Source organism: Flindersiella endophytica (genome assembly GCF_054779015.1).
Map to the genome: position 1 here is coordinate 328213 of NZ_BAAGYY010000016.1, position 12914 is coordinate 341126.

9 protein-coding genes are annotated in these 12914 nt (G+C 68.9%); all 9 read right to left on the reverse strand.

The window, feature by feature from the left end:
• Nucleotides 1–141 precede the first annotated feature (141 nt).
• The gene (locus tag ACYVF6_RS18870; RefSeq protein ID WP_460522993.1) at nt 142–2919 is read right to left on the reverse strand and encodes an AfsR/SARP family transcriptional regulator; all 2778 of its coding nucleotides are present in this window, start codon (nt 2917–2919) and stop codon (nt 142–144) included.
• 308 nt (nt 2920–3227) lie between these two features.
• The gene (gene egtD, locus ACYVF6_RS18875; protein ID WP_460522995.1) at nt 3228–4199 is read right to left on the reverse strand and encodes an L-histidine N(alpha)-methyltransferase; all 972 of its coding nucleotides are present in this window, start codon (nt 4197–4199) and stop codon (nt 3228–3230) included.
• Nucleotides 4196–4948, reverse strand: coding sequence for an ergothioneine biosynthesis protein EgtC (gene egtC / locus ACYVF6_RS18880; RefSeq protein ID WP_460522997.1), 753 nt, complete (start codon nt 4946–4948; stop codon nt 4196–4198). The genes egtD and egtC overlap by 4 nt, the downstream gene beginning before the upstream one ends.
• Entirely contained in the window at nt 4930–6312 is a 1383-nt protein-coding gene (gene egtB / locus ACYVF6_RS18885; protein WP_460522999.1) for an ergothioneine biosynthesis protein EgtB, read from the reverse strand. Before egtB ends, egtC begins: the two co-directional genes overlap by 19 nt.
• Nucleotides 6287–7537 carry an ergothioneine biosynthesis glutamate--cysteine ligase EgtA gene (gene egtA, locus ACYVF6_RS18890; protein WP_460523001.1) on the reverse strand — a complete coding sequence of 417 codons (1251 nt, stop codon included), beginning with the start codon at nt 7535–7537 and terminating at the stop codon, nt 6287–6289. Before egtA ends, egtB begins: the two co-directional genes overlap by 26 nt.
• Nucleotides 7538–8006: 469 nt before the next feature.
• On the reverse strand, nt 8007–9062 hold the full coding sequence (locus tag ACYVF6_RS18895) for a family 2 encapsulin nanocompartment cargo protein polyprenyl transferase (protein WP_460523003.1): 1056 nt from the start codon (nt 9060–9062) through the stop codon (nt 8007–8009).
• The gene (locus ACYVF6_RS18900) at nt 9059–10489 is read right to left on the reverse strand and encodes a family 2B encapsulin nanocompartment shell protein (protein ID WP_460523005.1); all 1431 of its coding nucleotides are present in this window, start codon (nt 10487–10489) and stop codon (nt 9059–9061) included. The genes ACYVF6_RS18895 and ACYVF6_RS18900 overlap by 4 nt, the downstream gene beginning before the upstream one ends.
• Before the next feature lie 6 nt (nt 10490–10495).
• Nucleotides 10496–11914: a family 2B encapsulin nanocompartment shell protein gene (locus ACYVF6_RS18905; RefSeq protein WP_460523007.1), complete on the reverse strand. Its 1419-nt coding sequence runs from the start codon at nt 11912–11914 to the stop codon at nt 10496–10498.
• A gap of 82 nt (nt 11915–11996) precedes the next feature.
• Nucleotides 11997–12863 (reverse strand): SAM-dependent methyltransferase, encoded by an 867-nt coding sequence (locus ACYVF6_RS18910; protein ID WP_460523009.1) that lies wholly within the window; start codon nt 12861–12863, stop codon nt 11997–11999.
• Nucleotides 12864–12914: the final 51 nt, after the last annotated feature.

A 12914-nucleotide genomic window follows, 5' to 3' on the forward strand; every position in this document is an offset into this window, starting at 1 on the left:
AGAGCTGCGAAAGGCAAAGGGCCGCCCGCTACCAAGAGGATCTGGAGCGGGGGCGGCCCGTCCTGCCTCTTTCCGGGCTATATGCTCACCAACCGCTCTAGCGGGACACTTGTGGCTCGCTAGTAGGGCACTAGCGGCGTGCTAGCGCAGCTTCGCGCGTGCCTTCTCGGCATCGGGATGGCCGAGCTCCTCCAGGATCGAAAGTGCCTCTTGCCAGCTCCGCCTCGCGGCAGTGGGGTCGCCTGCGGCATGTTGACTGTCGCCCAGTTTGATCAGGGTGCCCGCGACCCGGCCGGGCCGGCCGCCATTTCGATACAGGTCGACCGCTTCCTGGTAGTGGGTGATCGCCTGGTCGTATTGGCTCAGCTGATGATGGATGAAGCCGATGCTGTCGAGACTGTTCGCCAAGCAGTCGTTGTCGCCGATTTCTCGCTGGATCTCGGCTGCCTGACGGCAGGCGGACAGTGCGGGATCGAGGTCGCCGAGCTGGGCCAGGTTCCATCCAAGCCCGTTGAGCGCGTTGGCCTCGTCTGCTCGTTTGCCGACACTTCGGTACAGCTCGAGGGCTTGTTGTTGGTGCTCGAGCGCTGCGGCGTACTGGTCCTGATGAGTCAGGAGAAATCCCAGGTTCTGATGGGAAGTTCCTTGCCCCCAGCGGTCGTCGATGGCGGTGTAGAGCTCGAGACCAGCCAGCACGAGCTGCTTCCCCTCCTCGAACCGGCCCTGCCAGATCCGGTTGCGGCCAAGGAAGTCGATGGCCCGGGCCTCCGCATACCGATCGCCTTGCCGCCGGGCGGCTTCCACAGCCAGCCGTCCGCAGGAGATGTTGACCTGGTGACGTACCTGCCTGTTGTAGAAGTCATCGATCGCCCAGGTCAGTTGCCAGACGTGAACGTCGAGGCCGGAGGCGGCCGCCAGGTGGACGATGCGGGGCAGCACGTCGCGTTCGGCCCGGAACCAGGCCATCGCCTCCGTGCCGTCAGCAGTCACGTCTGGCGTGACATCGGCCATGAGGTCCACCAGCGACGCCCGTACGCGCGTGTCGTCCCGGTGCGGCTCGAGCAGAACGGCCGCTGGGAGCGCGGAGTGCAGGTAGTGGTCGACCACCCGCTGAACGCCCGAGCGCCGGTCGGTTTCGGTGTCGTGCGTTCGGGTGAGCTCGACGGCGTACGTGCGAAGCAGGTCGTGCATCGCGTACCGGCCTGGCAGGTGTTCGTCGATCAACAGCGCTTCGGAGAGGTCGTCGAGCTGGATCTGGACTCGGGTCAACGGGCCGCCGACGAGGCTGGCGCACGCCGAGTCGGCGATGTCCGGTCCAGGATGCAGGCCCAGCAGGCGGAACATCCGAGCGGACTCGGTGTCGAGACGCTCGTACGACCAGCTGAACACGGCCCACAGGTTGGCCATCCCGGCTCCGCGTGAGACCGGTGCGGCGCCGGTCTTCGACCTGTCCAGCTGGGCGGCGATCATCTCCAGCGAGAACGTCGGGCGAAGGGCAGCTCGTCCCGCGACCATCGCGAGCGCGAGCGGAAGACCCGCGCACAGGTCGAGGATCTGCTCGGCGGCTTGGCGTTCCTTCGAAAGCCGCTCACGCCCGATCCGGCGGGACAGGAACTCGTAGGCCTCGGAGTCGGCGAGCGGGCCGAGGCTCAGGGGCTGGGCCGCCTCGGCCGTGACCAGGTTGGTCAGCTGGTTGCGGCTGGTGACCAGAACCATGCAGCCCGGCGAGGCCGGCAGCAACGGACGCACCTGCTGCTCGTCGACGGCGTTGTCCAGCACCACGAGTACCCGCCTGCCGCTCAGTAGTGAGCGGTACATCGCTGCCCTGGACTCCAACTGGACAGGTGCTCGTTCCGGAGGTACACCGAGTGCTTCGAGTAGCCAGCCAAGGGCTTCCGCGGAATCCATTGGCTGCCCTGACGGGTCGAATCCACGCAGGTTGACGTACAGCTGACCGTCGGGGAACTGGTCCCTCACCTGATGCGCCCAGTGCACGGCCAGCGTTGTCTTCCCGATTCCGCCCATCCCGCCGATGCTCGCGACAGTCACGGCTTGCGCATCCTGCTCACCGGCCGTCGCCAGCAGGTTGTCGAGCGCCGTCAGCTCCTCGGCCCGCCCGGTGAAGTCCCGGGCGCTCATCGGCACCATGCGCGGCGCGAGCGGATCGGCTTCCCGGGGTTGCTCCTGAGCAACGCCCTCATCGGCCAGGATGTTCTGATGGAACTCGCGGATCGCCTCGGACGGGCGGACGCCGAGCTCCTCGTCCAGCAGCCGGTACAGGCGTTGGTAGACCGCCAACGCGTCTGCCTGCCGTCCGCTGCGATGCAGCGCGGCCATCAACTGGTGCCAGAAGCGTTCCCTGAAAGGGTGTTCGGCGACCAGTGACTCGAGCTCCGACACGATCGCCTCGTGCCGGTCGAGCGACAGCTCCGCCGCCAGACACCATTCCATGACGTCCAACCGGAGCTCGCACAGGGCGTCGGCTCGCTTGCGTACGGCCTCTGCCTCGATGCCGGCGAACGGCATGCCCCGCCAGAGCTCCAGCGCCGCCCGCAACTCGACGACCGCGGCCGCGGGATCGGCGGCGTCCAGTGCCGCCCGTCCCGCGGCCGCCAGCCGTTCGAACTCACAGAAGTCGACTCGATCCGGCGGGACGTGCAGGGCATAGCCGAACTCTCCGCGCCGCAGCTCCACCTCACCAAGATGCTGACGCAAACGGTGGATCAGCGAGTGCAACGTGCCGACCGCTGAAGCCGGTGGCCCTTCCGGCCACAGCCCGTCCACCAGCTGATCAGGACTCACCTCATGATTGACCGAGACGAGAAGAAGCGCCAGAACCGTCAACGGCCGGGTGCCCCTGATCTCCACCCGGCGCTCACCATCCCGCACCTCGAGCGGGCCCAACGCGCTGAATTCCATCGCCCCGAAACCAAGCACTGCCGTATGACTGCCGCACATGTGGACGCGAGAACGATACGGGTCTGGCGAGCAGCCGCGCACTGGAAAAACGGGACGACGCGAACGAAGCAGGCGTGGTGAACCAGGCGTACCACGTGCCGGTCACCTGGACGCGCGTGCTCACGCAGGCTCGCCCGCGACTGCTCGGCATCGGGCTGACCGAGGTCGCCCGGGATGTCCAGCGCCAACACGACGCCGGCGGCAGCTCGGTCGCCGGCGTCGTGTTGACAGTTCTCGCGTGTCCGCGAGCTTCCTCCACCAACTCTCGCCTACGCCGGAACCGACAGCGACAGCGCGAAGTCCCCGGCCGGGTCGGTCCACCAGGCCGCCAGCTCCAGTCCGGCCTCCGACAGCTCGCCTTTCAGGCCCTCCGGCCGGAACTTCGCCGAGATCTCCGTACGCATCTCCTCACCGCGCAGGAACTCCGCTGTGAGGCCGAGGTCGGCCACCAGCACGCTCTGCTCGACGACGGACCGCAGCCGCATCTCGATCCATTCCTGCTCGGCGTCCCACACCGCGACGTGCTCGAACGTGTCGACGTCGAAGTCGGCGCCCAGCGAGCGGTTGACGACACGCAGCACGTTGCGGTTGAACTCCGCCGTCACGCCCGCGGCGTCGTCGTAGGCCGCGACCAGCCGGTTCGGGTCCTTCACCAGGTCGGTGCCGAGCAGGAACGCGTCGTGCTCGCCGAGGTTGGCCCGGATCGTGCCGAGGAACCGCGCTCGCTCACCCGGCGTCAGGTTGCCGATCGTTCCGCCGAGGAACGCCAGCAGCCGCCGGCCGTCGCGGGGGAGTTCCGACAGGTGCCGCTCGAAGTCGCCGACCACGGCGTGGATCTCCATCGCCGGGAACTCCCGCGACAGCACCGAGACCGCCTCGACCAGTGCGCTCTCGCTCACGTCGAACGGAACGTAGCGTCGCAACGTGCCGACCGACTGCATGCCGCCGAGCAGCAGCCGGGCCTTCTCCGCCGACCCGGAGCCCAGCTCGACCAGGCTGTCGGCGCCGGAGAACTTGGCGATCTCCTCCTTGTACGTCTCGAGAATCGCCCGCTCGGCCCGCGTGGGGTAGTACTCCGGCAGCCGGGTGATCTCCTCGAACAGCTCGCTGCCGCGCGCGTCGTAGAAGTACTTCGGCGGCAGCGCCTTCGGTCGTCCGGAGAGGCCGGCCCGCACGTCGCGCGTGAGGCCGGCGGCGAGCTCCGCCTCGTCGAGATGCCTTTCGATTTGTACCGAGCTCACGAAATGTCCTCCTGTACGACAATTCCTGTCCGGTCGGCCTCGACCAGCGACCGGTCGGGGAGACCGGTCCAGCCGGGCGCGTCGTCGTCGGGTTCGGACGCGATCACCACGCCGGCCGGGAGTACCCGGATGTAGTGCGGCTCGTTCCAGGTGACGGCCGCCAGCCGTTCGCCGTCGGTGGCCAGCACGCTGAGCCGTCCACCACCGACCGGTGCGGCCTCACGTACCGCTGCCGCGAGCCCGGCGCCCAGCGAGGCGCCGGCGGTCCAGTGCGCGACCGCGAGCCCGAACAGCAGCACCGAGTCGACCGCGGCCAGGGCGTCGGGAACCCACTCGACCTTGTGCTGCAGAGCCTTGCGCAGCTGCATCGGCTCGGCGACCGCGCCGTTGTGGCTGAACAGCCAACGGCCGTGGGTGAACGGCGCCGCGCACGACTCGTCGGCGCCGAAGCCCACGGTCGCGTCCCGCACCGCGGCGAGCGCGCAGCCCACCGAGATCGTCGGCGCGAGGCTGGCGAACGACTGGTCGTTCCAGATCGGCTGCGCCCGGCGGTAGCGCACGGGCTCGGGCCGGCCGGGGACGTACCAGCCGGCGCCGAAGCCGTCGGCGTTGACCACGCCGTGCGTTTGCAGCCGGGGGGAGTACGACTGCTTGTACAACGAGTGCGGTGGACTGATGATCAGGTCCTGCAACGAGACCGGATCGCCGAGGTAGGCGAGATGCCGGCACATCAGGCGTCCCTCGCGCACCGGAAGCCGGTGAAGATCTGCCGCCGGATGGGGTAGTCCCAGTTGCGGAACGTGTTGCGGATCGCCACCGGGTCGGTCGCCCACGAGCCGCCGCGCAGGACCTTGTAGTCGTCGCCGAAGAAGACCTCGGAGTATTCGCGGTAGGGGAAGACGCAGAACCCCGGATGCCCGGTGAAGCTCGTCGACGTCCACTCCCACACGTCGCCGATCAGCTGGGCGACGCCGTAGGCCGAGACACCCTCGGGGTACGAGCCGACGGGTGACGGGCCGAACCGCTGCTGGCCGAGGTTGGCCTGGGCGGTGCCGTTACGGTTCGGGTCGTCGTCGCCCCATGGGAAGCGCCGTTTGGTGCCGGTGGCCGGATCCCAGGACGCGGCCTTCTCCCACTCGGCCTCGGTCGGCAGTCGCTTGCCGGCCCACCGGGCGTAGGCGTCGGCCTCGAAATAGCTGACGTGCTGCACGGGCTCGTCGAGCGGCAACGTCTCGGTGCGGCCGAACCGGCGCCGCAGCCACTGCCCGGACTCGCGAATCCAGTAGGCCGGGTGCCGCTTGCCCGACTGGTTGCGCCACTCCCAGCCGGCGGTGGTCCACCAGCGCGGGTCGTCGTAACCGCCCGCCTCGATGAACGCGATGTAGGCGCCGACCGACACCGGTGTGGTGTCGATCCAGAACGCGGGCAGGTCGATGGTGTAGGCCGGGCGCTCGTTGTCGAACGCCCAGGTGTCGGTGGAGGTGCCCATCACGAACGGGCCGGCGTCGACCAGCACCTCCGGCTTGAGCAGCGGCCCCCCAGGTGTCACTGCTCGCGGTGCGGGCAGCGGGCTCTCGTGGGCGAACACGGGCTCGCCGCGCCGGAGCTGATGGGTCGCGAGCATCGTCTCGTCGTGCATGTGCTCGTGCTGGACGACCATGCGATAGACGAAACCCTTGTCCAGTAGAGCTCTGTTCGGTCCTGAGCCGGGGGTGAGGCGAACGTTGTCCAGCGAGTCGATGACCTTACGGCGTACGAGCCCGATGTAGTCGGTGGCTTCCTTCGGGTCGAGCAGCGGCAACGTCGGACGTTCGGACCGGGGATGCTCGAACGCGTCGTAGATGGTGTCGATCTCCGGCCGCATGGCCTCGATGCCCGCGGCCTCGCGGAGCAACCAGAGCTCTTCGTAGTTTCCGACGTGGGCCAAGTCCCACACCAGCGGTGACATCAGCCGCGAGTGCTGTGCCATCAGCTGCGGGTCGTCGAGCACGTCGGTGGTCAGCGCGAAGCTGCGGGCGCGGACGCGTTCGAGCTCGTCGGCGACGTAGTTCTTGAAGGCGTTCTCGGCAGAGCCGTCAACCAGACGATCAATGTGGTTGGGCAACGGGTTCATGTGGGGTCTCCATGCTCGCTTGCTTTTCCAGCACGTCGTCGGCGGGACAGCGGCCGCGTCGGACGTACGTCTCGTAGTAGGCCGACACGAGGTCGACCAGATCGGCGCCGGTCGCGCCCGGGCACAGGCCCGGCAACGCGTCGAGCGCGATGTCGAAGCAACGGGAGGCCGCCTGCTGCAGCGCCGGATCGGCCAGCGCACAACGGGATGCGGTCTCCCACTCGCCCGCGACCGGTGCGGCCGCGGCCAGTGCCAGCTCACTCGTCCTGGCGTCGGCGGCCAGCGCGGCGAGCACCGCGACTGGCACCGGCCACCACTTCGGTGCCTGCATGTCGACGTAGCGGACCTCGAAGAACCCGCGCGGTCGTACCGGCGGGAACAGGGTTGTGAGGTGGTAGGCGAGGTCGTCGATCGTCGGCCCGGCCCGTTTGCCGAGCGCGCCGTCCAGCCACTGCCGGAACGTGAAGCCCGGATCGGTGAGCCAGCCACCCTCGCGGCGGACCAGCATGACCGGTGCGTCGAGCACGTGGTCGGCCCAGACCGTGGCGGGGCGGTGGTTGCCGTTGACCCGGTCGGTGCCGAGCGCCGGCTGGATCCGCTGCCAGACGGCCTGACGTCCGGACTTCCAGCCAGTGGGGGCGCCGGCGTGCGTGGGTGAGTTGGCGAACGCGGCGACGAACACCGGGCCGAGGGCGTTGAGCAGGCGCCATCGCCTGGTGATGTCGTCGGGGTCGGCTCCGGCGTCGAGGTTGACCTGGACCGCGGCCGTGGCGCACATCATCACGCGCCCGTCGGCGCCGCGGTGATCGAAGAACGCCTCCATCGCGTCGTAACGCGGATGCCTGAGCTGCCGGAACGGCTTGCGGTACGGGTCGATCGCGGTCGGAAGTGGGGACAGTCCGAGCCGATCGAGGCTGGAGGTAACGGTGAGAACGTCGGCCTTCAGTGCCGAGATGCACTCGACGAGGCCGCTGGCCGGGCGGGAGCTCAACTCGAGCTGGCCGCCGGGCTCGTACGTGATCTTGCTGCCACCGGGCAACGCGCCGACTCTGTCGAGCGTGGTGCGCAGCTGTTGGAGAGGGACTGGTTTCGTGGGTTCGGAGAGATCTGCGAGCAACCACTCCACTTCAGCGCCGACAGTCGTCGGTGGACCGGTTTTGAAGCAGATTCGGCCGATATGGCCGTGTACGGCATCTGGATCGTGTAGTCGTTCGTCGTCGCGCATGGCCCGCCCTCCCGAGACGTGGCCTTCCCTATGCCCGCTAGGTGGCTTTTGCAACTTCTCCTAGTCGACCACAGGAAGGCCGGAATAGGCAGCCTCTCACCGCCCACCGACATAGCCCGCCCGCCCGCGGCGAGGTTGGTCACGGTTTGGTCCAGAACGCCGCCAGCAGAAGGTGGCGAAGGTCACAAACGACCACTGGCTTGACTCCTGACCGATGACGGTCAGCGCCACGCCGCCCCCAAACCGCAACCGGACACGCGCCAAAGAGGCACCTCCAGCAGAACCGGCACCCCGCACCGCGGCAGCCGACGAGACCGGCGAGACCGGCGAGCTCGGTTGCCGGCTGGACGACTGATGCCGATGCGGGCCAAGCCGCGAGCCGGCGAGGGCTGCGGGTTGGCTGCGGCCGGGGCGGCCGAAGCCACCTCGGGCGGGTTGCGACGAGCGCGGTGCAGTTGAGCGGCCGCGGTCAGTGGTCGCGGCGGGCGGCGAGGCGGGCGAGGGCGGCCAGTTCGGCTGCGGGGCGGGCGGCCGGCGCCACGGATGCCAGATCGCCCATCGCGCGGGCGAGGAGTTCGCCCGCCTGCGACTGGCTCCACTCCCGGGCTCCCGTGTTCTCCACCAGCTGAGCCCCCCGCTGCAGTTCAGCCGCTGACAGCGGGCGCTCCAACGCGTACAACTCCGCCAGCTCGGCACCCGCCGGGGTCCCCGACGTGAGCGCCGCCACCACGGGGAGCGACTTCTTCCGGCTCATCAGGTCCGAGTGCACGGGTTTGCCAGTCACCGCGGGATCGCCCCAGATGCCGAGGAGGTCGTCGGCGAACTGGAAGGCGAGTCCGACGTGGCGGCCGAAGCTACGCAGCCGCTCGACCCGCCCGCAGTCCGCGCCGCCGAACAGGCCGCCGAGCGCGCACGCCGTCCCCATCAGGGCCGCCGTCTTCGCCGAGGCCATCCGTAGGCACTCGGTCACGTCGACGCCTGTTCGCCGTTCGAACTCCAGGTCGGCGCTCTGCCCGTCGAGCAGGTCGAGCACCGCTCCGTTCAGCATCCGGATCGCCGTCTCGCCGGCGGCCGAACCCGGCGGTCCCTGCCCTACCCCGGCCAGGACGTCGAGCGCCAGCGCGAACAGCGCGCTCCCCGTCAGGATCGCGTCCTCCCGGCCGAAGACCGCCCACGCCGTCGCCCGGTGGCGCCGGGTCTGGTCGCCGTCCAGTACGTCGTCGTGCATGATCGAGAAGTTGTGCGCGAGCTCGACCGCGACCGCCGCAGGTACCGCGGTCGCCGGCGAGCCCCCGACGGCAGAGGCGGCCAGCAGCGTCAGCGCCGGCCGGATCGCCTTCCCGCTGCCGCCCGACGCCGGCTGACCCTGCTCGTCGAGCCAGCCGAAGTGGTACGCCGCGACCCTCCGCGCGGAGCCCGGGAGCCGTTCCACCGCCGCCCGCAGCGCCGGCCCGAACAGCTGCCGGCACTCCGCCAGCACCTGATCCGGCCGGCGCACTCCGGCCGCGGTCGTCTGTGCGGTCATCGCCCGAGCTCCACGTTCTCCAGGACGCCGAGCGCGTCCGGCACGAGCACCGCAGCCGAGAAGTAGACGCTCACGAGGTACGACATGATCGCCTTCTCGTCGCACCCCATCTGCCGCACCCGAAGCTCCGGCTGCCCGGGAAACGCCTCTCCGGTGTCGCTGACGCCGCCGGACGAGTCGACCTCGGCAGGCCGTAGCCCGATCACGCCCTCGTCCTCGACGCCGATCCGCATCGCGAGGATCGAGGTGGTGCCGGCCGCGCTGATCGGGATCTTGTTGCTCGGGAGTACGGGCACGCCGCGCCAGGACTGCTGCAGCGTTCCGTCGACCTCGACGGGCGTGGGGTAGATGCCCCGAGCGGTGCACTCCCGCCCGAACGCCGCGATCGCGCGTGGATGCGCCAGGAAGAACCGGGTCTTCCGCCGCCGGGACAGCAGCTCGTCCAGGTCCTCCGGCGCCGGCGGCCCGGCACGGGTATGGATCCGCTGCTTCAGGTCGGCGTTGTGCAGCAGGCCGAAGTCGCGGTTGTTGAGCAGCTCGTTCTCCTGCCGTTCGCGCAGCGCCTCGATCGTCAGCCGGACCTGTTGCTGCGTCTGGTCCATCGGCTTGCTGAACAGGTCGGCGACCCGGCTGTGCACCCGCAGCACGGTCTGCGCGACGCCGAGCTGGTACTCCCGCGGCTCGGTGTCGTAGTCGACGTACGTGCCGGGCAGGTCCGCCTCGCCGTCGTGCCCGGCAGACAGGTCGATCGCGGCCTCACCCTTGCTGTTGCTCGGCAGCGAGGCCGCCGCCGCGGCTTGCCGCAGGTGTTCGCGCAAGGGTTCCGACTGGTCGAGCAGCTGCCGGAACGCCCGCCGGGGCAGCTCGAGCAGCGTGCACGGCGTGACCGCGCGTACGGTGTTCTCCCACAGCCGGTCCTCACCGGCCAGCAACTGCTGGCCGAAGTACTGGCCGTCGGCCAGCACACCCAGCACCGTCGGCTCGCCGTACGGGCCGACGCCCAGCGTCTGCACCTTCCCGTGCGCCAGCAGGAACAGCTGGTCCAGCTGATGCCCGAACTCCACGATCACGTCGCCGGGCTGGAACTCCCGCTGCACCAGCCGGTCCGCGAGCGCGTCGAGCACCCCGGAGTCGTCGAACCCGCGCAGCAGCGGCAGCTCGCACAGCTCCTTCGGGATCACCCGGATGGCGGCGCCGTCGTTGACGAACGTCACCAGCCCGTCGCCGAGCTCGTACGTCAGGCGTCGGTTGACACGGTACGTGCCGCCCTCGACGGACTCCCACGGCAGGCTGCGCAGCAACCAGCGCGGCGAGATGTCCTGCGTGACGGGCGGCGTCTTGGTCGTGCCGGCGAGCTTGCGCGCCGCCGTGGTGCTGAGGCTCAGCTGGGGTTGACCGGTGTCCGGCTCGGAGTCCGTGACAGTCATACGTCGTCACTCCTTTCCGAGCTCGACGTTCTCCAGAACGCCGAGCGCGTCGGGTACGAGGACCGCGGCGGAGTAGTAGAGGCTGACGAGGTACGACATGATCGCCTTCTCGTTGATGTTCATGAACCGCACGTTCAGCCCCGGCTGATACTCGTCCGGGATCCCCACCTGGTGCAGGCCGACGACGCCCTGGCGTTCCTCGCCGGTGCGCATCAGCATGATCGAGCTGGTGCTGGTGTCGCTGACCGGGATCTTGTTGCACGGGAAGATCGGGATGCCGCGCCAGGCCGGCAGCTGGTGGCCGTTGACGTCGACGCTGGTGGGGTAGATGCCGCGCCTGGTGCACTCGCGCCCGAACGCCGCGATCGCGCGCGGGTGTGCGAGGAAGAACGTCGGCTCCTTCCACACGACGCTGATCAGCTCGTCCAGGTCGTCGGGCGTGGGCGGTCCGCCGCGAGTGTGGATCCGGTTGGAGAGATCGGCGTTGTGCAGCAGGCCGAACTCCCGGTTGTTGACCAGCTCGTTCTCCTGCCGCTCGCGCAGCGCCTCGATCGTCAGGCGGAGCTGCTGTTCGACCTGGTCCATCGGCTGGTTGAACAGGTCGGCGACCCGGCTGTGCACGCGCAGCACGGTCTGCGCGACGCTGAGCTGGTACTCGCGCGGCTCGGTGTCGTAGTCGACGAACGTTCCCGGCAGGTCGGCCTCGCCTTCGTGGCCCGCCGACATCCCGATCTCGGCCTCGCCGAACTCGTTCTGCGCCTGTGCCGGGCTGCTCAGGCGCTGCTGGATGTGCTCGCGCAGCGGATCGGCCGAGCCGTTCAGCTCCTGCAGCGACTGGCTCGGCAGGACGAGCACCGTGCACGGCGTCGCCGCCCGGACCGTCCAGTCCCACGTGCCGTCGGAACTGCCGAGTGCCTGCTCGCCGAAGTACTGCCCGTCGGCCAGTACGCCCTGCGCGATCTCGTCGCCGTAGTGACCGGAACCGAGCTTGTTGACCTTGCCGTGCGCGATCAGGAAGACCCGGTCGGCGGGCTGACCCTGCTCGACGATGACGTGCCCGGCGTCGTACTCCTCCTGGACGAAGCGGTCCGCGAGCGCCTCGAGCGCGTCGATGTCGTCGAACCCGCGCAGCAGCGGCAGCTCGCAGAGCTCGGCCGGGACGACTCGTACGTCGGCGCCGGTGCTGATGAACGTGACCCGCCCGTCGCCGATCGCGTAGCTCAGCCGGCGGTTGACACGGTAGGTGCCGCCGGCGACGTTCACCCACGGCAGCAGCTTGATCAGCCACCGCGAGGAGATGCCCTGCATCTGCGGAACGGTCTTGGTGGTGGTCGCGAGCTTGCGGGCCGCGGTGGTGCTGAGGCTGAGCTGTGCTGCCTGACCGTTGGCGGGAGCAGTCGTTTCCGCCGACTCGGTAGCGGTCATGGTCCGATCATCCTTTCGAGAGTTTTGGCCTTGCCTGCCTGGACGAAGTGAACGAGCTGGATGAGCTGGAGGTGGGAGAGGGCTAGATGCGATCGGCCGCGATCAGGAGGTAGTGGAAGCTGCCTTCCTTGTACGCGGTGAGGAACGGGTCCTCGATGCCGGTCGCGACCGACGACTTCGCGCGAAGCTCCCAGTACGGAATCGTGAGCGCCGTCAGGTCGACGACGTTGATCGGGACGAACCCGTTGGCCGCGAGGGCCTTGAAGTATTCGCTTCTGGCGTGGATGTTGCAGATGTAGTGCTCGTCGATCCGGCTGACCGCCTTCGAGCGTCCGCCGGTCACGTCGTTGTAGCAACCGGTGATGCAGACGTAGCGCCCGCCGTACTCCAGCAGCCGGGCGAACTCGGCGTAGAGATCATTCAGGTCGACGTACATCGTGGTCTCGTTGGTCCAGATCGCCCGGCGCGAGCCGGTGTCGAACCCCGTGTCGAGCATGTTGCGGAAGTGGAAGCGCACCTTCTCGTCGATGCCGCGCCGCCGGGCCTGGTCGTTGGCGAAGGCGACCTGCTGCTCGGAGATCGAGACGCCGTCGACCTCGCACTCGAAGCGGAGGTTGGCCATGATGCTGGTGCCGCCGCGGCCCGATCCGCCGTCCAGCAAGCGATCTCCCGGGCCGATGTCGCCGAGGTGGTCGAGCAGGAGGTCGGCCTGCGCGGTCTCGAGCCGGTGCATCTCCTCGATGATGCGCTCGTCCCTGGTCTCCGGTGGACCTTCCAGCACCGACGGGTCGTAGTCGCCGACGCCGTAGTGGTGGTGGTAGAGATCGTCGATCTCGCCCAGCCGGAGGTTGACGGGATCCTTCTCGGCGTTCCAGTAGTTGGCGATCGAACGCTGGTAGGCGGTACGCAGGACGTCGGATGCGGGGGAGACGGAGGTGTGTGCGGGCATCGTGGACGTATCTCCTTTGGTTTGTTGACTTGTTGCGTACCTGGAGCCGCG

What these genes read in the sequence shown, in the direction of transcription:
- ACYVF6_RS18870 (WP_460522993.1), bottom strand. Translation starts at nt 2,919, where the DNA reads ATGGAATTCAGCGCGTTGGGCCCGCTCGAGGTGCGGGATGGTGAGCGC.
- egtB (WP_460522999.1), bottom strand. Translation starts at nt 6,312, where the DNA reads ATGAACCCGTTGCCCAACCACATTGATCGTCTGGTTGACGGCTCTGCC.
- egtA (WP_460523001.1), bottom strand. Translation starts at nt 7,537, where the DNA reads ATGCGCGACGACGAACGACTACACGATCCAGATGCCGTACACGGCCAT.
- ACYVF6_RS18895 (WP_460523003.1), bottom strand. Translation starts at nt 9,062, where the DNA reads ATGACCGCACAGACGACCGCGGCCGGAGTGCGCCGGCCGGATCAGGTG.
- ACYVF6_RS18900 (WP_460523005.1), bottom strand. Translation starts at nt 10,489, where the DNA reads ATGACTGTCACGGACTCCGAGCCGGACACCGGTCAACCCCAGCTGAGC.
- ACYVF6_RS18905 (WP_460523007.1), bottom strand. Translation starts at nt 11,914, where the DNA reads ATGACCGCTACCGAGTCGGCGGAAACGACTGCTCCCGCCAACGGTCAG.
- ACYVF6_RS18910 (WP_460523009.1), bottom strand. Translation starts at nt 12,863, where the DNA reads ATGCCCGCACACACCTCCGTCTCCCCCGCATCCGACGTCCTGCGTACC.